The organism is Monashia sp. NPDC004114 (assembly GCF_053603855.1).
Genome location: NZ_JBSGGK010000015.1, coordinates 104147 through 124129, shown reverse-complemented (window position 1 = coordinate 124129; position 19983 = coordinate 104147). Strand labels below are relative to the sequence as shown.

Here is a 19983-nt window from a genome sequence, read left to right as displayed (position 1 = left end):
CAGACCTGAGCTGACTGACCCAGACCGACCCCTCGAGAGGCGGACCACATGTCGACGACGGCCATCTTCGGCGCGGGAGTCATGGGCGAGACCCTCGTGTCGGGCCTGATCCGGTCCGGCCGCACGCCGGCCGACCTCATCGTCACCGGGCGCACGCCTGACAAGGTCAACGCGCTCGCCGGGCGCTACGGGGTGCGGGTCCTGCCCAACCCCGATGCCGCCGACATCGCGGACACCCTCGTGCTCTGCGTCAAGCCGCAGGACATGACCGGCCTGCTCGACGAGATCCGCGACCACGTGGCGCCGGGCAACGCGGTGATCTCGCTGGCCGCGGGCATCACGACCGAGCTTCTCGAGTCGCGGCTGCCCGAGGGCACGTCCGTGATCAGGGTGATGCCGAACACTCCCGCACTCGTCGACCAGGGCATGGCCGGGATCTCGCCCGGGCGCCACTGCACCGACGACCACCTCGCCGAGGCCGAGGCGCTGCTCAGCTCGTGCGGGAAGGTCGTGCGGCTCGCCGAGAAGCACCTCGACGCGGTGACGGCGATCTCGGGCAGCGGCCCGGCATACATCTTCTACGTCGTCGAGGCGATGATCGAGGCCGGCGTCGTGCTCGGGCTGCCGCGCGCGACCTCCACCGAGCTGGTGGTCCAGACGCTCTACGGCGCGGCGACGATGCTCAAAGAGACTCACGAGCACCCGACCGTGCTGCGCGAGCAGGTCAGCTCACCCGGCGGCACGACCGTGGCGGCACTCCGGCAGCTCGACGACCACAAGGTGCGGGCCGCTTTCGTCACCGCGATCGAGGCCGCGGCCGCGCGGTCAAAGGAGTTGGCGTCCGGTCAGGTCTGAGGCAGATTGAGGGCATGGCCGAGCCGCGTCCTGATGGTGCCCCCGGGCACCTGCCGATCCACCTGCACGAGGTCGCCCCCGACGACTGGCAGGCGCACCGCGACATCCGCCTGGAGATGCTCCAGGACGCGCCCGACGCCTTCTGGTTCACCTACGCCGACGAGGCCGTCTACGACGAGGCCGACTGGCGCGACCGCATCGAAGGAGCCTGGCTCGTGCAGGCCCGCGACGCACACGGCGTGCTCGGCAGCGCCGGGCTCGGCTCGCACTGGGAGCCTGAGCGCGCCACCACCGCAACGCTGTTCGGAATGTATGTCGCACCCCGGGCTCGCGGGCTCGGCGTCGGCGAGGCGCTGGTCCGTGCGGTGCTCGCGGAAGCCGCGCGGCGGGGCAAGTCCGAGGTCGTGCTCGAGGTGACCGACACCAACACGGCAGCCCAGTCGCTCTACGAGCGGTGTGGCTTCGTCCGGACCGGCGCGACGCACGCCCATCCGCGCAAGTCCGAGCTGCACGAGATCGAGATGGTCCACCGGCTCTGAACGTTCACCCGCCTGCGGGTGCACAGTCACCGGTTCACATGCGAAGGTTGACCCCATGACCGACATCACCGTGCGTGCCCTCGACGAGGACGACTGGGAGACCTACCGGTCCGTTCGCCTCGCCGCGCTGCGTGAATCGCCTGAGGCGTTCGTGGCCACCGCCGAGGAGGAACTCGGCTTCGACGAGGCCCACTGGCGCTCACGGATGAACCGATCGGCCCGTCTGGTCGCCGAACGCTCGGGTGAGGCTGTCGGCGTCGTCAGCGTCGGCACCGCCAAGGCCGAGGAAGGCAACGCCGGCGAGCTCTTCGGCCTCTGGGTGCGGCCCGACGCGCGCGGGTCCGGCGTGGCCACGCGCCTCGTCAAGGACGGCGCGAACATCGCGGCCAAGCGCGGCAACACCCACCTCGTCTACTGGGTCGGCACCGAGAACGGCCGAGCCGTCGCCTTCGCCAGCGGCATGGGATTCCGGCCGACGGACTACCGCCGCCCGATGGGCGTCGTCAGCGAGGAGGACGGCGAGGAGGAGATCGCCATGGTGCTCCCGCTCGAGTCCGACCTCGCCACGCAGCCCCGCTTCTGAGCCCAGCCTCGAACCGGATCAGGGGCGGGCGGCGAAGCGCTCGAGCAGCTCGGTCGGCCCGCTGACGATGAGCATGTGGTGCGCCGAGATCTTCGTCTGCGGGACGGCATACGTGAAGTCCTCGCCCGGCGCCTTGACGCCGACGACGGTGACGCCGTACTTGCGGCGGATCTGGCTCTGCTCCAGGGTGAAGCCGATCGCCTCGCTCGGCGGCTTGATCTTGACGATCGCGAAGCCGTCGTCGAACTCGATGTAGTCGAGCAGCTTGCCGTTGACCAGGTGGGCCACCCGGCGCCCGGAGTCGGCCTCGGGTGAGATGACGTGGTGGACGCCGATCCGGTCGAGGATCCGCTTGTGCTCGGGCGACAGTGCCTTGGCCCAGATCGAGGGCACCCCGGCATCCACGAGGTTGGCGGCCGCGAGCACCGAGGACTCGACCGAGGAGCCGATCCCCACGATCGCGATCTTCGGCTCGGCCTGGCGGATCATGTCGAGGGCCTCCGCCTGCGCCATGTCCGCATGGACGACCCGGGCGAACTTGTTGACGTACTTCTCGGCGAGGTGGTTGTCGCGCTCGACGGCGATCACGCGATGCCCCAGCCGGGTCAGCTCGAGCGCGACGGCCGTGCCGAAGCGTCCCAGCCCGATGACGAGCACGTCGTCATCGAAGAGCCGGTTGCGGGCCATAGGGTTACCTCCGTCGTCGTGATCGCGCCATCCGCGATAGCGTCTCAATCATGCCAACTCAGGCTCGGGTCGTCTGGGACACCTCCTTCACGAGATACAACTTCGGTCCGACACACCCGATGTCGCCCGTCCGGCTCGACCTGACGGCGCGCCTGTGCGAGGCGCTCGGTGTCTTCGACGTCGACGGCGTCGAGGTCGCCTCCGCCGACGAGGCCAGCGACGAGCTGCTGCTCACGGTGCACGACGCGGACTACATCGCGGCCGTCAAGGCCGCCTCCGTGGAGCCCGAGCGAGCCGACCCGGCATACGGCCTCGGGACGGACGACGACCCGGCCTTCACCGGCATGCACGAGGCCAGCGCTCGCGTCGTGTCGGGCACGGTCGACTCCTGCCGCGCCGTCTGGGAGGGCGAGGCCGCGCACGCGGTGAACTTCACCGGCGGGCTGCACCACGCGATGCGCGGCTCGGCCAGCGGCTTCTGCGTCTACAACGACATCGCCGTCGGCATCCAGTGGATGCTCGACCACGGCGCCGAGCGGGTGGCGTACGTCGACATAGACGTCCATCACGGCGACGGCGTGGAGCGGATCTTCTGGGACGACCCGCGGGTCCTGACCATCTCCCTGCACGAGACCGGCCGCGCGCTGTTCCCGGGCACCGGCTGGCCCACCGACATCGGTGGCCGGAAGGCCGAGGGCTCTGCGGTGAACGTCGCGCTCCCTCCGGGGCTCACGGATGCCGGGTGGCTCCGGGCGCTCAACGCCGTGGCGATCCCGCTGGTCCGGGCGTTCAAGCCCGACGTCCTCGTCACCCAGCACGGCTGCGACACGCACACCGAGGACCCGCTCGCGCACTTCGCGGTGACGGTCGATGCGCAGCGAGCGGCGGCGGACACCCTGCATCGGCTCGCCCACGAGGTCTGTGACGGCCGCTGGGTGGCTCTCGGCGGAGGCGGCTACGAGGTGATCGGGGTCGTGCCGCGCACGTGGACGCACCTGACGGCGATCGCCGCGCACGCGCCGATCAAGACGTCCGTCGAGGTGCCGCAGGAGTGGCTCGACCATGTCGAGCGCCTCTTCGGACGGCCCGGACCGCGCCGGATGGGCGACCTGACGACCGAGGACGGGCCGCTGTGGTGGCGATCCTGGGAGATGGGCTACGACCCGGCCAACGAGGTCGACCGGGCGATCATGGCCACGCGGACCGCCGTCTTCCCGCACCACGGCCTCGACATCCACTTCGACTGAATTATTGGCGCCTCGCTTCGCTGCGGCGCGTGCCGCGGCGCCCTATAGGCGTTGCCTTCCTCCGCTTCGCTCGCTCGTTCCTCCCACGCAGAGCGTGGGACCCAGCTAGCTGCGCTGCGTCCAGGCAACGCCGGCGCCGCGGCATGCTTTTGGCGCCTCGAAATCCGGTCGCGCCGAGCTGCGCGCCGACGTAGCCTGCTCGACACGGCGACGACGGGCCTGACGATCCTGAGCCGAGCACAGCAAGAGGCCACCGCATCCCCGCGGTGGCGAAGGTGTGGTGGCACAGCGACATCCCCATCGCCCGCACCTCCGGGGCAAGACCCATCAACGGAGGTGAACCAGATGCAACCCACCCATCCACCGGCCGGCTCGATGCCGGCCCAGCGAGTCCTGGCCCGCGACCTCGCGGCGACCGCTCCCGGAGAGCGCGCCACGATGGCCGGCTGGGTCCACCGGCGTCGGATCCTCGCGAGCGTCACGTTCCTCGTCCTTCGGGACCGGACCGGCCTGGCTCAGGTCGTCATCAAGGACGCGGCGACCGCCGAGCAGCTCGAGGGCCTGCCCGAGGAGACGGTCGTCGAGGTGACCGGCACCGTCGCGGCCAACGCGGCCGCGCCCGGCGGTGCTGAGCTCGTCGAGCCGGACATCGCGCCGCTGACCGAGCCCGCAACACCGCCGCCGGCCGAGCTGTGGCGCCCGACCTTCGGTGCAGGCCTGCCGACACAGCTCGACCACGCCGCCGTGACGCTGCGGCACCCGAGGCACCGGGCTGCCTGGCAGCTGGCCAGCGCCTCCATGCACGGCTTCCGTTCCACGCTGGGCTCGCTCGACTTCACCGAGATCGCGACCCCGAAGCTCGTCGGCACGGCCACCGAGTCGGGCGCGAACGTCTTCTCGGTCGAGTACTTCGGCCGCACGGCATACCTTGCCCAGAGCCCACAGCTCTACAAGCAGATGCTCGTCGGGGTGTTCGAGCGGGTCTTCGAGGTGGGCCCGGTCTTCCGGGCCGAGCCGCACGACACGGTGCGCCACCTCGCGCAGTACACGTCGCTCGACGCCGAGCTCGGGTTCATCCGCGACCACCGGGACGTGCTCGTCGTGCTGCGCGAGGCCATCGCCGGAATGGTCGAGGGCATCAGGACGTATGCCGCCGAGGCCGCTGCGCTCCTCGGTGTCCAGCTGCCGGTCGTGCCGGACGAGTTCCCGGTCGTCCACTTCAGCGAGGCGCTGGCCCTCGTCGGGGCCGACCCGGCCGAGCCCGACCTCAGCCCCGCGCACGAGCGGGCGCTCTCGGAGTGGGCGCGGACGGCATACGGCTCGGACTTCCTTGCGGTGGAGGGGTATCCGATGGTGAAGCGGCCGTTCTACACGCACCCGCAGCCTGGTGACGAACGGTGGAGCAACAGCTTCGACCTGCTCTTCCGCGGGCTCGAGCTGACCACCGGCGGGCAGCGCCTGCACCGGCCGAGCGACTACGCAGCCGCGCTCGCGCGCACGGGTACCGACCCGTCGCTCTTCGCCGGCTATCTGGACGCGTTCGCGCACGGGATGCCTCCGCATGGCGGCTTCGCGATCGGTCTGGAAAGGTGGGTCGGGCGGCTGACCGGGGCGGAGAACATCCGCGAGGTGACGCTCTTTCCCCGTGACCTGAACCGGCTGTCGCCCTAGGCGGCGGTGCGAGCTCGTGACCCAAGATCCCTGACCTTGCGTCGGCGCGCCTCCTTGCGCTTTGCGCTTTCAGTGATCTCCCACTTCCCCTTCAGTCACATCTGCCCCTAGTGTTGCTTCTTGTACCTGCGTGAAGTTTCGTCGGAGGGGAAGCCGGCGACGCGCGGGTCAGCCAGTAGATCGGGGTATCACATGTCGAATGAGCGCCAGCTCGCCGAGGTGCGGTTCCTGACCGTTGCCGAGGTCGCCTCGATCATGCGCGTGTCGAAGATGACGGTGTACCGGCTCGTCCACGGTGGGGACCTGCCCGCCGTCAGGGTCGGCCGCTCCTTCCGGGTCCCGGAAGACGCGGTGCACAAGTACCTCCAGACGTCGTACATCGACACCGCGTGAACACCAGCGTTGCAGCGCACCCGAGGGGGCGGCCGGGCCACATGGCCCGAACCGCCCCCTCGGCGTTTGGGCAGCCGCCTTCACATCACCGTCTTTTGGGATCGACGCGGCGCACGCGCTACGCTGTGGTGCCTGTTCGGCTCGTGGATTCGACCTCCCTCCTTGGCGGTCAAGTCGACGCAGGTCGGCAATGCACGTCAAGGAACCAGTCGCACGACAAGGACAACCATGGGCTCTGTCATCAAGAAGCGCCGCAAGCGGATGGCCAAGAAGAAGCACCGCAAGCTGCTGCGCAAGACGCGTCACCAGCGTCGCAACAAGAAGTGACCTGACCTCGTTCAGGACCGCGGGCCACGCCCGCAACGCTCTCGACCCTCGCCTGCGGTGAGGGTCGTTCGCGTTCTCCGGGCCTCATGACGAGGCGTGGCGCCCGGGCGCTTCGAGTGGCAACGTTGGGTCACCGAGGACGCCGACGGAATCGCTCGGTAGGCTCCCAGGTGCGGGGCCGCGCGGGCGTCCCGGACGCCTGACGAGGTCTGTAGCGACGATCGACGACAGGAGGAGCCGAATGGCAAAGGTCGTGCTGGTCACGGGTGTGTCCCGTTACCTCGGAGGCCTCTTCGCCCGGCGCCTGTCGAACGACCCGTCGGTGGAGCGCATCCTCGGCGTCGACGTGTTCCCGCCCAAGCACGCGGTCGGGCGCGCCGAGTTCGTCCGTGCTGACATCCGCAACCCGATGATCGGCCGGATCATGGCCCAGGCCGCCGTCGACACCGTCGTGCACATGAACGTCATCGCCACGCCGAAGGACACGGGTGGGCGGGTGACGCAGAAGGAGATCAACGTCATCGGCACGATGCAGCTGCTTGCCGCGTGCCAGAAGTCCGAGTCCGTGCAGCGACTCGTCGTCAAGTCCTCCGCCGCCGTGTACGGCTCGTCGCCGCGCGACCCGGCGATGTTCAGCGAGGACATGAACCCCAAGACGATGCCCCGCACCGGCTTCGGCAAGGACTCGGTCGAGGTCGAGGGCTATGTACGGGGGTTCTCCCGGCGCCGACCCGACGTCGAGATCACCATGCTCCGGCTGGCCAACGTCGTCGGTCCGAACATCCACACCGCCATCACCGACTACTTCTCGCTGCCGGTGGTGCCGATCCCGCTCGGCTACGACGCCCGGTTCCAGCTGATCCACGAGGACGATGCGACGTCGGCCATGATCCTGGCGACGACGGGGCCAGCCGTCGGCATCGTCAACGTCGCCGGCGACGGGTTCGTCACGGTGACCCAGTGCACCGCGATCGCCCGGCGACCGGTGCTGCCCGTGCCGCTCGCGGCCGCGGGCGTGCTGGGCAACGTCGTGAAGCGCTCCCGGCTGGCCGACTTCTCGTCCGACCAGCTGACCTTCCTCGCTTTCGGTCGCGGACTGGACACCTCGCGGATGCGCAAGGTCTTCCACTTCGAGCCGGCGTACAGCACGCGTGGCGCCTTCGAGGACTATGCCCGTCACCTGCGGCCGGTCGTGCCCGGCGCCGACGGTGTCGGCGAGGTCGTGAGCGACGCTGCCGGGGGCGCCGCCGCCGCGATCGCGCGCGTCATCGAAAGGATCCAGACGTGACCGCCGCCGAGACGCCGGACCGGTCGGACACGACGCCGGAGCAGACGCCTTCGTCATCCGGCGCCGGTTCGGGCGCGCCGCGATCGGGCTCTGCCCCGTCGGGCTCGGCGGCGAAGGGCGCCGAGGCGCCAGGCGCTGCGAAGAAGGCTGCCCCGAAGAAGGCTGCCCCGAAGAAGGCTGCCCCGAAGAAGGCTGCCGCGAAGCAGGCTGCTGCGAAGACGAGCGCCGCGCGCACCAGCGCCAAGCCGGCCACGAGAGGTGCTGCTGGAGCAGCAGCGAGGCCCTCCGCATCGACCCACGGCGGCGCCTTCGCGGCGGGTGCGGCTCGGGCCTCGGGCGAACGGCGTCGACGGAGCGGCACCCCGCTGCTGTCCATCGAGCCGGTCGAGGTCAGCGAGGCACGCCGTCGGGCGGCGAGCGACGACTCCGAGCCAGTGGCGCCCACGCCCGAGCCGGACGTCCTACCGGTCGTCTCGCAGACGCCGGACGACCAGGCGGTGTTCGAGCAGGTCACGTTGGGCGCTCCTCCGGTCGAGGCCGAAAGCTCAGGCGCGAGCGAGGCACCTGTCGCCGAGGCGCCTAACACGACCAGGCCCGCCCGGCCGAGCCGGGCGGCGATCCGCGCCAAGCGGCGCGACGTCGGGCACGGCGAGCCGACCCGCCTTCGCGCGGTGCCGTCGGGCGACGCGGCCGAGCGACCCGCGAAGGTCACGGCGGAGGGCGAGCCCGCGCGGCGGCATACCGGGTCGGGCGAAGGCGTCGAGACGGGCTCCGCTGCGGCCGAGCGGCTGCTCGGCGCGCTCGAGGCGGGCGAGTTCTCGTCGGAGGCGCGGCCGGGGCCGGCCGAGCTCGTCGAGCTCGCCATCAACGTCATCCGCGCCGCGGCGACCTCGGCGGGTGTGCCGGCCGAGGACGTCGAGCGCCAGGTCGCCGAGACGCTCGCCTACCTCCGGCGCCGGCTGTCGGGCGACTACGTCGTCGACGAGTTCGGTTTCGACGAGGACTACACGATCCATGTGCACCTCCCGCTGCTGCGGCCGCTCTACCGCAGGTGGTTCCGGGTCGAGGTGCGGGGCATCGAGAACATCCCGACCGTCGGCGGCGCGCTCGTCGTCGGCAACCACTCGGGCACCGTGGCGATGGACTCGCTGATGACCCAGGTCGCCGTCTACGACGAGCACCCCGCGAACCGTCACCTGCGGATGCTCGGAGCGGATCTCGTGTTCCAGATGCCTTTCGTCGGGACGATGGCCCGCCGGTCCGGGTCGACCCTCGCCGCGAACACCGACGCCGAGCGGCTGCTGCGCGGCGGTGAGCTGGTGGGGGTCTGGCCCGAGGGGTTCAAGGGCGTGGGCAAGCCGTTCAGCGAGCGGTACAAGCTCCAGCGTTTCGGCCGGGGCGGCTTCGTGTCGGCCGCCCTGCGGGCCGGCGTCCCGATCGTGCCGGTGTCGATCGTCGGGGCCGAGGAGATCTACCCGATGATCGGCAACATGCCGGCGGTCGCCCGGCTCCTCGGGGTGCCATACGCCCCGATCACGCCGACCTTCCCGTGGCTCGGGCCGCTCGGCCTCGTCCCGCTGCCGAGCAAGTGGCTCATCGAGTTCGGACCGCCGATCGACACGACGATGTTCGGTCCTGACGCGGCGGACGACCCGATGCTGGTGTTCGACCTCACCGACCAGGTGCGCGAGACGATCCAGCAGACGCTCTACAGCCTGCTGATGCAGCGCAAGTCCGTCTTCCTCTGACGTGACCCGGGCCGGGCGGGCATCTACGTCGGCCCTCTGATTCTGCTCCGGAATGCGGAGCAGAATCACAGGGCCGCGGACGCACCCGTGTCCCGGGCGGGGCGGGCGATGCCGCCTCAGGTCGTGAGGGTCAGGGCACCAGCTTCGTCGGCAGGGGGACCGAGGCGGACGGCAGGGACGCCGTGACTCCAGGGAGGGTGGCCCCGCCACCGCCGACACTGATGCCGGTCGAGCTGATGCCGGCGGACGGCAGGTCGACGGTGCTTCCGGGGAGCGTGACGCCTCCGCCGCCTGCCTCGGCGCCGCTCGAGTGCACGCCCACGCCAGGGAGGTTCGCCGTCGCACCGGGCAGGGATACGCCGCCGGTGACGTTCACGCCCGGCTGTCCCGGACCCGATGTCGCAGTCCCGGACCCGCCCGGCGCCGCCGTCTGCGCCGTGGTGGCCGGGACGGCCGCCACGCCGGTTGCGCCGCCACCTGGCAGGGTCGCGAGCACCTGTCGGGCCTCGAGGGCCCGGTCGCCGCAGACCGTGCATGCGGCCAGCTCCCGGAGCGTCGCGATCCGGCCCTGCCCGAGGAGGTCGCGCAGATGCTGCCACGACGGCTGCGAGGCCGCAGGCACGCGGTCGCGCATCGCATCGACCTGCGGGATGGCGCGGGTGTAGAAGTCGTCGAGCTCCGTCAGTGCCTCACCTCGATGGTTCGTGCGGTAGACATCGAGCAGGGTGCGCTGGGCCTGCTGCGTGGAGTCGCTCGCGGCGTCGAGGGCCATGGTGACGTCGTCGGCCGAGGCGGCTCCCCGGTCGAGCAGGTCGCGGGCCTCGTCGATGTGCTGCTGGGCCTGGGCGAGGTACGTGAGGCCCTCGTCGTAGGCGGAGCCGGCGAGACCGACCGCCACCCGGTCGAGCACCTGCTTGACCGGGTAGAGGACGTCGCCGGGGGCGGCCGACCGGGATGCGACACCAAGCGCGCCGCCGACGAGCAGGATGCTGGCCGCCGCCGCCGCGACGTACCGGAGCGGCCGCGCCGCGATGCGCACCACCGATGCCGGTCCACCGGGACCTCCAGGCCCGTCGCCTTCGGAGCCGTCGCGCTCACCGTCATCCGCACCGGGCAGCGTTGAAAGCGCCGTGGTGCCGTCGTCGGCGAGCAGCCGGGCCCGTAGGTCGGAGACGAACTGGGCCCGCGGTGCGAGCGCGGCCCGATCGAGTGCTGTCACCGCGTGGACAACCGCGACCAGCTCGAGGATGCCGGGGTCGGTGACCGCTTCCCCGTCGAGGGCGCGCTGGAGGAGGTCGCCGTCGGCGCCGGGGCCGAGGTCCATGTCTCCTCCTTCGCTCGTTGGGCTGGGTCAGGGCCGCGCTGGGTGCTGGCCGCACCCGTGGTGGCGGCGTGAGAACGACACGGGTGCGGGAGTGGTTACGGTCACAGCTCGGCTCCCTGGAGTGCTGCCCGCAGGGCCCGCGTGGCCCGCAGCTGGAGCTGCTTGACCGCGCCCTCCGACCGGCCCAGCACCCGGGCTGTCTCGGCGAGGCTGAGCCCCTGGAGGAAGCGCAGCGTGATGCACTCCGCCTGTTCCGGACGCAGCTCCTTGATCGCCGCGACGAGCCGCTCGTCGCGCAGTCGCGCGAGCACCTCCTCTTCCGGAGCATCGACGCGCTCGTCGGCGTCGCGCATGTCGGCGGTCGTCACCTCGAAGCGGAAGCGTGCCGACTTCACGTGGTCGGCGATGAGGTTGCGTGCGATCGTGACGAACCATGCCGCGATGTCCTTGCCCTGCCAGGTGAACGAGTCGATCCGGCGCATCGCCCGCAGGAAGGTCTCGGACGTCAGGTCCTCGGCGAGGGCGCGGTTGGCCACCCGCACGAGGATGTAGCGGAAGACCGTGTCGACGTAGGCGTCGTACAGCTGCGCGAAGGCCTCGCGGTGGCCCGCCTGAGCAAGCTCGACCAGAGCTGCGATGCGCGCCTGCTCCGCCGCGTCGCGCTCGGTGCGCGGGCCCGGTCGGGAGGACCTGATGGGCGAGCCGACGGTGGCGCCGGCCCCAGTCGCGGGGACGGTCAGGCCGTCCCCGTCGGTCGCGATGGCCGCCCAGAGGGTGTCGAGCGCATCCCGCCACGAGGGCAGCACCCAGCCGGGCAGCGCAACCGCGCCCGACGGCATACCCGGTTGGGCGGGTGCGACCCTGGTGGACATCCCACCAAGTCTGTCCGAAGATCCGCTCCGATGGGGGCTGCGCCCCCCTCCGGTCGAGTGTGCGCCCCGTCTCACGCGTCGCGCGCCTCCCGGTCACCGCTGGGACGGAGCGGTCCCTCGTCGTGGAGAACGGGCCGGGCGGCTGGTGATGTGGGGCTCGGCCCAGGGCGATCAGCGACCTAGAGTGGGTCCATGCCCACTTCCGAGACCGCGGGCACCCCCCGCGTGGTGATGCTCGGCCGACCCGGCTGCCACCTGTGCGACGACGCTCGGGCCGTCATCGAGCGGGTGGCCGATGACCTCGGCGTGGGCTGGGAGGAGCGGTCCATCGACGATGACCCGGAGCTGCAGCGCGCCTACGGCGAGCAGATCCCGGTCACCTTCGTCGACGGGCGTCGCCACGACTTCTGGAGGGTCGACGAGGGACGGCTGCGCGCAGCGCTCGCGTGAGGCCGCCGCAGCCGTGCGCGGCGCCCTGCCTCACGTGGTCCGTCCATGCCGTGGTATGCCGTCAAAGTCAACTTTGTGCATGGGTTCACAAACGTCTAGCCTGATCGGGTCCCCACGTGCTCCGCGTTCGGGAGAACGCCTCGCTGAGAGGAGCCGGTGAGCAAGAGTGTCCGCCGAGCCTGCACTGCGTCGAGAGATCCCCGACGCAACCGTCGCGCGGCTTCCTGAGTACCTTCGCACGCTGTCCCGCCTCGGCGAGGACGGGGTCCTGTCGGTGTCCTCCGAAGAGCTCGCCGCCGCGGTGGGGGTCCGTTCGGCCCAGCTGCGCAAGGACCTCAGCCACCTCGGCTCCTACGGCGTGCGTGGCGTCGGCTACGACGTGGAGACCCTCGCGCTTGAGATCTCGCGGGCACTCGGCCTGACTCAGGACTGGCCCGTGGCCATCGTCGGGATGGGCAACCTCGGCCACGCCCTCGCCTCCTACTCCGGCTTCGTCACCAAGGGTTTCCGCATCGTCGCGCTGTTCGACGACGACCCGGCGCTCACCGACCAGCGGGTGGTCGGAGTGTCGATCCGTCCCTTCGCCGAGCTGCTCGAGCGGCACTCGGTCGACCCCATCTCCATCGGCGTCATCGCGACCCCGGCAAACGCTGCCCAGGCGGTCTGCGACGCCCTCGTCGGCGCCGGCATCCACTCGATCCTCAACTTCGCTCCTGCGGTGCTCGCCGTGCCCGACGGCGTCGACGTGCGCCGGGTCGACCTCTCGACGGAGCTGCAGATCCTCGCCTTCCACGCGCAGCGCAAGTCGCTCGCCGCGGGTGACCTCAGGTCGGCGGTGGCCCGGTGAGCCTGCTCGTGATCGGCCTGTCCCACCACACCGCCCCGCTCGCGGTGCTCGAGGCGCTCTCCGAGCGTCCCGACCGCGCCGAGGCCATCGCCGCCTCCGTGCTCGGCTCCGCCACGGCGAGCGAGGCCGTCGTGCTGTCGACGTGCAACCGACTAGAGGTGTACGCCGAGGTGTCGGCCTTCCACCCCGCGGTCGCGGCCATCGGCGAGGCGCTCGCCCTCGCGGCAGGCATCGAGTCCTCCGCTCCTGGCACCCTGGCCGAGGCCGAGGCGAGGACCATGGCCACCGGCTCGACAGACACGGCGGTCATCGACGCGGACGAGCCGCGCGACCCGATGGCGGCGCTCGCCGCTCGTGCTGAGGCTCTCGCCGACCACCTCTATGTGCGCTTCGACGACGCCGCGGTGGCCCACACGTTCACCGTCGCCTGCGGGCTCGACTCGATGGCGGTCGGCGAGGCCCAGGTCCTCGGCCAGATGCGCGACGCCCTCGGCGACGCGCAGGCTCGCGACCAGGTCGGCGAGTCACTGAACTCCCTTTTCCAGCAAGCACTTCGAGTCGGCAAGCGAGCCCATGCCGAGACTGACATCGACCAGCACAGCGTGTCGCTCGTGCAGATCGCGCTCGAGCAGGCCCGCGACGTCCTCGGCCCGCTGGACACCCGGTCGGCCGCGGTGGTCGGCGCCGGCGGCATGAGCGGGCTGGCCGCAGCGACCGCTCGCCGCGAGGGCTTCGGATCCTTGACCATCGTCAACCGCACCCTCGAGCGCGCCGAGCGCCTGGCAGCGTCGACCCAGGGCGAGGCCCGTCCGTGGTCCGAGCTCGCCGACGTGCTCGCCGCGAGCGACCTCGTCATCACGTGCACCGGCGCCGTCGGCCACGTCATCACGGCAGAGATGCTTGGCGCGAGTGCTGCGCGGCGCGGCGGCCGCCCCCAGGTCGTGGTCGACCTGGCGCTGCCGCGCGATGTCGAGCCGGTGGACACGTGGGGTGAGCGACTCCCCAGCGTCACCCTCGTCGACCTTCAGCGCCTCGGGCACCTCCTGGAGGGGCGCGCCGACACGACGCAGGTCATCAAGGTGCGCGACCTGGTGACCGGCGAGGTCGCCGACTACCTCACGCGTCGCATGGAGAAGGCGGTCGGACCGACCGTGGCCGCCCTTCGTGCTCGCGCCGCGTCCCTCGTCGCGACCGAGATGGAGCGCCTCGACCAGCGCCTGCCCGGTCTCGACGAGGCCACCCGCGCCGAGGTCGCCCACGCTGTGCACCGCATCGTCGAGAAGCTCCTCCACACGCCGACCAGACGGGTCAAGGAGTTCGCGATGGAGGGCAGCGGGGACGACTACGCCGCAGCACTTCGTGAGCTGTTCGACCTCGAGCCGAAGGACGTTGCCAACGTGTCCTCCCCACCGAAGCGGACGACGCCATGAGCGCGCTTCGCCTCGGCACTCGCCGATCCGCCCTGGCCACCACGCAGTCCCGGTGGGTGGCCGACCGTCTGCGCGAGCACGGACACGACGTCGAGCTCGTCGAGATCACGACCGAGGGCGACGTGTCCGGCGAGCTGCTCACCGCCATCGGCGGCACCGGCGTCTTCGCGACCGCGATCCGCAAGGCGCTGCACGACGGCCGCATCGACATCGCGGTCCACTCCCTCAAGGACCTCCCGACCGCTCCCGAGCCCGGGCTCGTGATCGCCGCCGTCCCGCAGCGCGAGGACAGCCGTGACGTGCTCGTGGCCCGCGACGGGCTCACCCTCGGCGAGCTGCCGGCCGGCTCGGTCGTCGGCACCGGCTCGCCTCGACGCACGGCCCAGCTCGCCGCGCTCGGCCTCGGCATCGACATCCGCCCGATCCGCGGAAACGTCGACACGAGAATCGGGCTCGTCACCTCGGGCAAGCTCGACGCGGTCGTGCTCGCGCGTGCGGGCCTCGCCCGGCTCGGTCGCCTCGACGAGGCCACCGAGGTGCTCGACCCGATCCAGGTGCTGCCCGCTCCCGGGCAGGGGGCTCTTGCCGTCGAGTGCCTCGCCGACCGGGCCGACGTGGTCGCCGTGCTGACGGCGATCGACGACCCCGACACCCGTGCCTGCGTCCTCGCCGAGCGAACCCTGCTCGCGACGCTCGAAGCGGGGTGCACGGCGCCCGTCGGAGCTCTCGCCGAGGTCGTCGAGGGCGACGACGGGCTGGAGCTGTCGCTGCGCGCCTTCGTCGGCAGCGAGGACGGCTCGGCCGAGCTGCGCCGCTCGCTCGTCGGTGCCTACGGCGACCCCGAGGCGCTCGGTGCCGGCCTGGCTCGCATCCTCCTCGACGACGGCGCCGCCGAGCTCACCGCCTCACCGGGACATCCCGGCCGCCAGGCATCCATGACCACTGCGCCCGAGGGCGCCCGCCAGCCAGCCTCACACCGACCGGAGCAAGTTTCGTGACTCCTTCTCGCCCTCCGTCAGAGCAGACGGTTCCGACTCCTACGCACCAGACCTCGCCGGCGCGCGTCGCCTTCGTCGGGTCCGGCCCTGGTGACCCCGGGCTGCTCACCCTCCGCGGCCGCGACCTGCTCGCCGCTGCCGACGTCGTCATCCTCGACCGGATCACGCGCGACGATGTCGTGCTGACCCACGCACACCCGGACGTCGAGATCATCGACGCAGGCCACGGGGAGCAGGGCCAGGAGCTGACCCACGCCGTGCGTGCCAAGCTCGTCGTCAAGGCGGCGAAGTCGGTGGCCCCCGGCGGCCTGGTCGTGCGCCTCATGGACGGCGACCCCGCCACCTTCAACGGGCTCGTCGAGGAGATCCGCGCCTGCCGCAAGGCCGGCATCACGTTCGATGTGGTGCCCGGCGTGTCCGCCGTGACCGCAGGCCCGACGTATGCCGGTGTCCCCCTCACCGCCAAGGCGACCGGTGCCGTGCACATCCTCAGCGTCGACCGGGTGGGCCTCGACCTCGCGGCATACACCGACGCGGACGACACGGTCGTCCTGCTCGGTAGCACCGAGTCGATCCGGAACGCCCTGGCCGGCCTCCTCGCCGCGGGCCGCCCGGCCGACTCGACGGTCGCCCTGACGGAGAAGGCCACGACCGTCCAGCAGGCGTCCCTCGCGACGACGCTCGGTGCGGTCGACAAGGCGTTCACCGGCAAGGACGCCCTGGCCGTGACGCTCGCCGTCGTGTCACCGAACGTCGCTCTGCGCGAAGAGTTCTCGTGGTTCGAGACCAAGCCGCTGTTCGGCTGGAAGGTGCTCGTGCCGCGCACGCAGGCCCAGGCGGGGCCGATGGTCTCGCGCCTCGCGGCATACGGCGCGACGGCCGACGTCGTCCCGACCATCTCGGTCGAGCCGCCCCGCACTCCACAGCAGATGGAGAAGGCCGTCAAGGGCCTCGTCACGGGCCGCTACGAGTGGATCGGCTTCACGTCGGTCAACGCGGTGCGGGCGGTCCGTGAGCGGTTCGAGGAGTTCGGCCTCGACGCCCGCGCCTTCGCCGGGCTCAAGGTCGCCGCCGTCGGCGGCGTGACGGCTCAGGCACTTCGTGAGTGGGGCATCAACCCGGACCTGGTGCCGAGCGGCGAGCAGTCGGCCGCCGGGCTGCTCGAGGTCTGGCCGGAGTTCGACGAGCTCCTCGACCCCATCAACCGGGTGCTCCTGCCGCGCGCCGACATCGCGACCGAGACGCTCGTGGCCGGCCTGCGCGAGATGGGCTGGGAGGTCGACGACGTCACGGCATACCGGACCGTCCGAGCGGCCCCGCCGGCCGCGGAGATCCGTGACGCGATCAAGGGCGGCGACTATGACGCCGTGCTCTTCACGTCCAGCTCAACCGTGCGCAACCTCGTCGGCATCGCCGGCAAACCGCACGCTGCGACGGTCGTGGCGTGCATCGGCCCGGCCACCGCCAAGACAGCCCAGGAGCACGGCCTGCGAGTCGACGTCCTCGCGGCGGAGGCGTCAGCGCTCAGCCTCGTCGATGCCCTTGCCGGGCACGGCGTGGGCCTGGCCGTGGCCGCCGCGGAGGCGGGCCAGCCCGTCCAGCGCCCGAGCGACAAGCGCCCGGCGTCGCGCCGGCGGGCCCGCTGAGCGCGGCTTACGAGCGCATCCCGAGCGTGCTCGCGCACGCGTCCTGAGCAGGGAGGAACACCGATGATCGAGCGCCCTCGCCGGCTACGGCAGACGCCCGCCCTGCGCGCCCTCGTCGCGGAGACCCGGCTGCACCCGAGCGACCTCGTGCTGCCGGTCTTCGTCGCCGAGGGGCTCGACAGCCCGCGACCGATCTCGAGCATGCCCGGTGTCCTGCACCACACGCTCGAGAGCGTCACCGAGGTCGCGCGACGCTGCGTGTCCTCGGGTGTGGGCGGCCTGATGCTCTTCGGCGTGCCGGAGGAGGACCAGAAGGACGCGACCGGATCCGCCGCGCTCGACCCCGACGGCATCCTCAACGTGGCGCTCGGCACGGTCCGCGACGCGGTCGGCGACGACCTCGTCATCATGGCTGACACGTGCCTCGACGAGTTCACCGACCACGGGCACTGCGGCGTCCTCGACGACCGCGGCCGGGTCGACAACGACGCGACGAACGAGCTGTATGCCGCCATGGCGGTCGCGCAGGCGAAGGCCGGGGCCCACGTCGTCGCCCCCTCCGGGATGATGGACGGCCAGGTCGCCGTGATCCGCGAGGCGCTCGACAGCGCCCGGCTGACCGACACGGTGATCCTCGCGTATGCCGCCAAGTACGCCTCCGCGTTCTTCGGGCCCTTCCGCGAGGCCGTCCAGTCGAGCCTGCAGGGCGACCGCCGCACCTACCAGCAGAACTCCGCCAACATCGTCGAGGCGCTCCGGGAGATCGACCTCGACATCGCCGAGGGCGCCGACATGGTCATGGTCAAGCCCGCCATGTCCTACCTCGACGTCGTCGCGGCGGCCGCAGAGCGCTCTTCCGTGCCCGTGGCGGCATACCAGGTGTCGGGGGAGTACTCGATGATCCAGGCTGCCGCGGCGAACGGCTGGATCGACCGCCGCGCGGCCGCGCTCGAGTCGCTCCTGTCGATCCGGCGCGCCGGCGCGCAGGTCGTCCTGACATACTTCGCGCTCGACGTGCCGGACTGGCTGGCCTGACCCCACTAGGCTTGCCCTGTACGCAGTTGGCCCGGCCGGATCGGCCGTAACAGGGGAGAGCGCGAGGGTGGTGGCGAGCGGAACGGTCGCAGGTGACGGGGAGGTGCGCTGGCTCAGTGACTCTGAGCAGGCGTCGTGGCGCGCCATCCTGCGCGGGACCAGGCTGCTCGAGAGAGCGCTGGACGAGGCACTCAACGAGTCGGGCATCCAGCTGAGCGAGTACGAGATCATCTCGATGCTCTCCGAGAGCTCGAACCATCGCCTGCGTATGTCCGAGCTCGCCGCGATGGTCGTCCAGTCACGGAGCCGGCTCACGCACACGGCCAAGCGCCTCGAGGACCGCGGCTGGGTGGTCCGGGAGCAGTGCTCGGACGACAAACGCGGCGTCGAGCTCGTGCTCACCGCCGGCGGGCTCAACGCCGTCCGCGACATCGCGAAGGTCCACGTGCAGAGCGTGCGCGACAACCTCGTGGACATCATGACGCCCGCGGAGTTCCGCGCCATCGGCGACGCCATGGCGATCGTGCGTGACCATCTCGACCCCGAGGGCACGAGCGGCCGCTGACCCACGCCCGGCCTGTCGGACCAGGTCGAGTGGGCACACGGGTGCTGGGCGATGGGAGGCGACCCGGCGGCATACGTCCTCGAGCCTCGTTGCGACAATGGGCGCCATGAGCTCCAACCCCGCGACCGTCCAGACGACCACCGATGCTCCTGCGTCCGCCGCGCTCCTCGCTCGTGCCAGCGCGGTCATCCCGGGTGGAGTGAACTCCCCGGTGCGCGCCTTCCGCGCCGTGGGCGGCACGCCCCGTTTCATGGTCAGCGGGGCGGGTCCGTGGCTCACCGACGCCGATGGCAAGCGGTATGTCGACCTCATCTGCTCGTGGGGGCCGATGATCCTCGGGCACGCGCATCCTGACGTGCTGGCAGCGGTGACCCACGCTGCGGCGCAAGGTTTCTCGTTTGGCACGCCGTCGGAGAACGAAGTCCGGCTCGCCGAGGAGATCGTCGCCCGCGTCGACCCGGTCGACCAGGTCCGCCTGGTCAACTCCGGCACCGAGGCCACGATGTCGGCGATCCGGCTCGCCCGGGGCTTCACCGGCCGCGACGTCATCGTGAAGTTCGCGGGCTGCTACCACGGGCACGTCGACGCCCTGCTCGCCTCGGCCGGCTCGGGAGTGGCCACCTTCGCGCTGCCTGACTCAGCGGGAGTCCCGCGCTCGAGCGCGGGCGAGACGATCGTCCTGCCCTACAACGACCTCGCGGCGGTCGAGGCGGCCTTCGCGGAGCGGGGCGACGAGATCGCGGCCGTCATCACGGAGGCAGCGCCGGGCAACATGGGCGTCGTGCCCCCGGCGCCGGGCTTCACCGAGGGTCTGCGGCGGCTGACGAAGGAGCATGCAGCGCTGCTCATCTCCGACGAGGTGATGACCGGCTTCCGTTGCAGCGCATCGGGCTTCTATGGGCTCGAGGGGCCTTATGCCGCAGGGGCGCCCGACCTGTTCACGTTCGGCAAGGTCATGGGCGGCGGCTTCCCGAACGCGGCGTTCGGCGGGCGTGCCGACATCATGGCGCTGCTCGCGCCGCAGGGGCCGGTCTACCAGGCGGGCACCCTCTCGGGGAACCCCGTCGCGTCGGCGGCCGGTCTCGCGACGCTCCAGGGCTGCACCCCGGAGGTCTACCAGCGGCTTGACGTCGTGTCCCACGCCATCGCGGACGCCGTGGCGGCCGAGCTCAGCGCCGCGTCCGTGCCGCACACGATCCAGTGGGCGGGCTCGATGTTCTCCGTCTTCTTCCGCGAGGGTGCTGTGGCCGACTACGACGACGCGAAGGACCAGGACACGGATGCGTTCCGGCGGTTCTTCCACGCCATGCTGAGCCAGGGCGTGCACCTGCCTCCCAGCGCTTTCGAGGCGTGGTTCGTGTCAGCGGCGCACGACGATGCCGCGGTCGAGCAGGTCGTCGCGGCGCTTCCGACCGCAGCCCGGGCAGCCGCGACGCCGGACTGACCGCAGGCGTCGGTTGTGGATGGTTGACGTCGCG

Annotated in this window: 20 protein-coding genes; 17 read left to right on the top strand and 3 right to left on the bottom strand. The window is 71.4% G+C overall.

Features of this window, described 5'->3' with window-relative positions:
* The first annotated feature begins 48 nt into the window (after positions 1–48).
* From proC to ACWEOW_RS18385, 3 genes are read left to right on the top strand one after another with little or no spacing between them, the layout of a single operon-like run.
* Entirely contained in the window at positions 49–855 is an 807-nt protein-coding gene (gene proC / locus ACWEOW_RS18395) for a pyrroline-5-carboxylate reductase (RefSeq protein WP_452270678.1), read from the top strand.
* Between the two features lie 14 nt (positions 856–869).
* Entirely contained in the window at positions 870–1394 is a 525-nt protein-coding gene (locus ACWEOW_RS18390; protein WP_452270677.1) for a GNAT family N-acetyltransferase, read from the top strand.
* A gap of 55 nt (positions 1395–1449) precedes the next feature.
* Positions 1450–1977, top strand: a complete 528-nt coding sequence (locus ACWEOW_RS18385) for an N-acetyltransferase family protein (RefSeq protein ID WP_452270676.1) — start codon at positions 1450–1452, stop codon at positions 1975–1977.
* A gap of 18 nt (positions 1978–1995) precedes the next feature.
* On the opposite strand, the gene ACWEOW_RS18380 is transcribed toward ACWEOW_RS18385, so the two are convergent.
* Positions 1996–2664, bottom strand: coding sequence for a potassium channel family protein (locus ACWEOW_RS18380; protein ID WP_452270675.1), 669 nt, complete (start codon positions 2662–2664; stop codon positions 1996–1998).
* A 50-nt stretch (positions 2665–2714) separates the two neighbouring features.
* Here ACWEOW_RS18380 and ACWEOW_RS18375 point away from each other — a divergent pair, with 50 nt between their 5' ends.
* The 6 genes from ACWEOW_RS18375 (at position 2715) to ACWEOW_RS18350 (ending at position 9338) form a co-directional block, all read left to right on the top strand.
* Positions 2715–3911: an acetoin utilization protein AcuC gene (locus tag ACWEOW_RS18375; protein ID WP_452270674.1), complete on the top strand. Its 1197-nt coding sequence runs from the start codon at positions 2715–2717 to the stop codon at positions 3909–3911.
* Between the two features lie 345 nt (positions 3912–4256).
* Positions 4257–5582, top strand: coding sequence for an aspartate--tRNA(Asn) ligase (gene aspS, locus ACWEOW_RS18370; protein WP_452270673.1), 1326 nt, complete (start codon positions 4257–4259; stop codon positions 5580–5582).
* A 192-nt stretch (positions 5583–5774) separates the two neighbouring features.
* Positions 5775–5975 (top strand): helix-turn-helix domain-containing protein, encoded by a 201-nt coding sequence (locus ACWEOW_RS18365; RefSeq protein ID WP_020145054.1) that lies wholly within the window; start codon positions 5775–5777, stop codon positions 5973–5975.
* 228 nt (positions 5976–6203) lie between these two features.
* Entirely contained in the window at positions 6204–6302 is a 99-nt protein-coding gene (locus ACWEOW_RS18360; protein ID WP_003792170.1) for a 30S ribosomal protein bS22, read from the top strand.
* 241 nt (positions 6303–6543) lie between these two features.
* On the top strand, positions 6544–7590 hold the full coding sequence (locus ACWEOW_RS18355; RefSeq protein ID WP_452270672.1) for an NAD-dependent epimerase/dehydratase family protein: 1047 nt from the start codon (positions 6544–6546) through the stop codon (positions 7588–7590).
* Positions 7587–9338: a 1-acyl-sn-glycerol-3-phosphate acyltransferase gene (locus ACWEOW_RS18350; RefSeq protein ID WP_452270671.1), complete on the top strand. Its 1752-nt coding sequence runs from the start codon at positions 7587–7589 to the stop codon at positions 9336–9338. The genes ACWEOW_RS18355 and ACWEOW_RS18350 overlap by 4 nt, the downstream gene beginning before the upstream one ends.
* Before the next feature lie 130 nt (positions 9339–9468).
* On the opposite strand, the gene ACWEOW_RS18345 is transcribed toward ACWEOW_RS18350, so the two are convergent.
* Positions 9469–10662, bottom strand: a complete 1194-nt coding sequence (locus ACWEOW_RS18345) for a DUF5667 domain-containing protein (protein ID WP_452270670.1) — start codon at positions 10660–10662, stop codon at positions 9469–9471.
* A gap of 101 nt (positions 10663–10763) precedes the next feature.
* Positions 10764–11534 (bottom strand): sigma-70 family RNA polymerase sigma factor, encoded by a 771-nt coding sequence (locus ACWEOW_RS18340; RefSeq protein ID WP_452270669.1) that lies wholly within the window; start codon positions 11532–11534, stop codon positions 10764–10766.
* 192 nt (positions 11535–11726) lie between these two features.
* On the opposite strand from ACWEOW_RS18340, the gene ACWEOW_RS18335 reads away from it, so the two are divergent.
* The 8 genes from ACWEOW_RS18335 to hemL all read left to right on the top strand — a co-directional run bounded on the left by ACWEOW_RS18335 (position 11727) and on the right by hemL (position 19949).
* Complete coding sequence (locus tag ACWEOW_RS18335; RefSeq protein ID WP_452270668.1) at positions 11727–11984, top strand: glutaredoxin family protein; 258 nt, start codon at positions 11727–11729, stop codon at positions 11982–11984.
* Between the two features lie 166 nt (positions 11985–12150).
* A complete protein-coding gene (locus tag ACWEOW_RS18330) occupies positions 12151–12831 on the top strand; it encodes a redox-sensing transcriptional repressor Rex (RefSeq protein ID WP_452270667.1) in 681 nt (226 codons plus the stop codon).
* On the top strand, positions 12828–14261 hold the full coding sequence (hemA, locus tag ACWEOW_RS18325; protein ID WP_452270666.1) for a glutamyl-tRNA reductase: 1434 nt from the start codon (positions 12828–12830) through the stop codon (positions 14259–14261). The genes ACWEOW_RS18330 and hemA overlap by 4 nt, the downstream gene beginning before the upstream one ends.
* Positions 14258–15259, top strand: coding sequence for a hydroxymethylbilane synthase (gene hemC / locus ACWEOW_RS18320; RefSeq protein WP_452270665.1), 1002 nt, complete (start codon positions 14258–14260; stop codon positions 15257–15259). Before hemA ends, hemC begins: the two co-directional genes overlap by 4 nt.
* Positions 15256–16905: a uroporphyrinogen-III synthase gene (locus tag ACWEOW_RS18315; RefSeq protein WP_452270664.1), complete on the top strand. Its 1650-nt coding sequence runs from the start codon at positions 15256–15258 to the stop codon at positions 16903–16905. Before hemC ends, ACWEOW_RS18315 begins: the two co-directional genes overlap by 4 nt.
* Positions 16906–16968: 63 nt before the next feature.
* A complete protein-coding gene (hemB, locus tag ACWEOW_RS18310) occupies positions 16969–17940 on the top strand; it encodes a porphobilinogen synthase (protein WP_452270663.1) in 972 nt (323 codons plus the stop codon).
* Positions 17941–18043: 103 nt separating this feature from the next.
* On the top strand, positions 18044–18505 hold the full coding sequence (locus ACWEOW_RS18305; RefSeq protein WP_452270662.1) for a MarR family winged helix-turn-helix transcriptional regulator: 462 nt from the start codon (positions 18044–18046) through the stop codon (positions 18503–18505).
* 106 nt (positions 18506–18611) lie between these two features.
* Positions 18612–19949: a glutamate-1-semialdehyde 2,1-aminomutase gene (gene hemL / locus ACWEOW_RS18300; RefSeq protein WP_452270661.1), complete on the top strand. Its 1338-nt coding sequence runs from the start codon at positions 18612–18614 to the stop codon at positions 19947–19949.
* The last annotated feature ends 34 nt before the right edge of the window (positions 19950–19983 follow it).

What these genes read in the sequence shown, in the direction of transcription:
- ACWEOW_RS18345 (WP_452270670.1), bottom strand. Translation starts at nt 10,662, where the DNA reads ATGGACCTCGGCCCCGGCGCCGACGGCGACCTCCTCCAGCGCGCCCTC.
- ACWEOW_RS18380 (WP_452270675.1), bottom strand. Translation starts at nt 2,664, where the DNA reads ATGGCCCGCAACCGGCTCTTCGATGACGACGTGCTCGTCATCGGGCTG.
- hemL (WP_452270661.1), top strand. Translation starts at nt 18,612, where the DNA reads ATGAGCTCCAACCCCGCGACCGTCCAGACGACCACCGATGCTCCTGCG.
- proC (WP_452270678.1), top strand. Translation starts at nt 49, where the DNA reads ATGTCGACGACGGCCATCTTCGGCGCGGGAGTCATGGGCGAGACCCTC.
- hemB (WP_452270663.1), top strand. Translation starts at nt 16,969, where the DNA reads ATGATCGAGCGCCCTCGCCGGCTACGGCAGACGCCCGCCCTGCGCGCC.
- hemC (WP_452270665.1), top strand. Translation starts at nt 14,258, where the DNA reads ATGAGCGCGCTTCGCCTCGGCACTCGCCGATCCGCCCTGGCCACCACG.
- ACWEOW_RS18360 (WP_003792170.1), top strand. Translation starts at nt 6,204, where the DNA reads ATGGGCTCTGTCATCAAGAAGCGCCGCAAGCGGATGGCCAAGAAGAAG.
- ACWEOW_RS18385 (WP_452270676.1), top strand. Translation starts at nt 1,450, where the DNA reads ATGACCGACATCACCGTGCGTGCCCTCGACGAGGACGACTGGGAGACC.
- aspS (WP_452270673.1), top strand. Translation starts at nt 4,257, where the DNA reads ATGCAACCCACCCATCCACCGGCCGGCTCGATGCCGGCCCAGCGAGTC.
- ACWEOW_RS18355 (WP_452270672.1), top strand. Translation starts at nt 6,544, where the DNA reads ATGGCAAAGGTCGTGCTGGTCACGGGTGTGTCCCGTTACCTCGGAGGC.
- ACWEOW_RS18375 (WP_452270674.1), top strand. Translation starts at nt 2,715, where the DNA reads ATGCCAACTCAGGCTCGGGTCGTCTGGGACACCTCCTTCACGAGATAC.
- ACWEOW_RS18340 (WP_452270669.1), bottom strand. Translation starts at nt 11,534, where the DNA reads ATGTCCACCAGGGTCGCACCCGCCCAACCGGGTATGCCGTCGGGCGCG.
- ACWEOW_RS18390 (WP_452270677.1), top strand. Translation starts at nt 870, where the DNA reads ATGGCCGAGCCGCGTCCTGATGGTGCCCCCGGGCACCTGCCGATCCAC.
- ACWEOW_RS18335 (WP_452270668.1), top strand. Translation starts at nt 11,727, where the DNA reads ATGCCCACTTCCGAGACCGCGGGCACCCCCCGCGTGGTGATGCTCGGC.
- ACWEOW_RS18365 (WP_020145054.1), top strand. Translation starts at nt 5,775, where the DNA reads ATGTCGAATGAGCGCCAGCTCGCCGAGGTGCGGTTCCTGACCGTTGCC.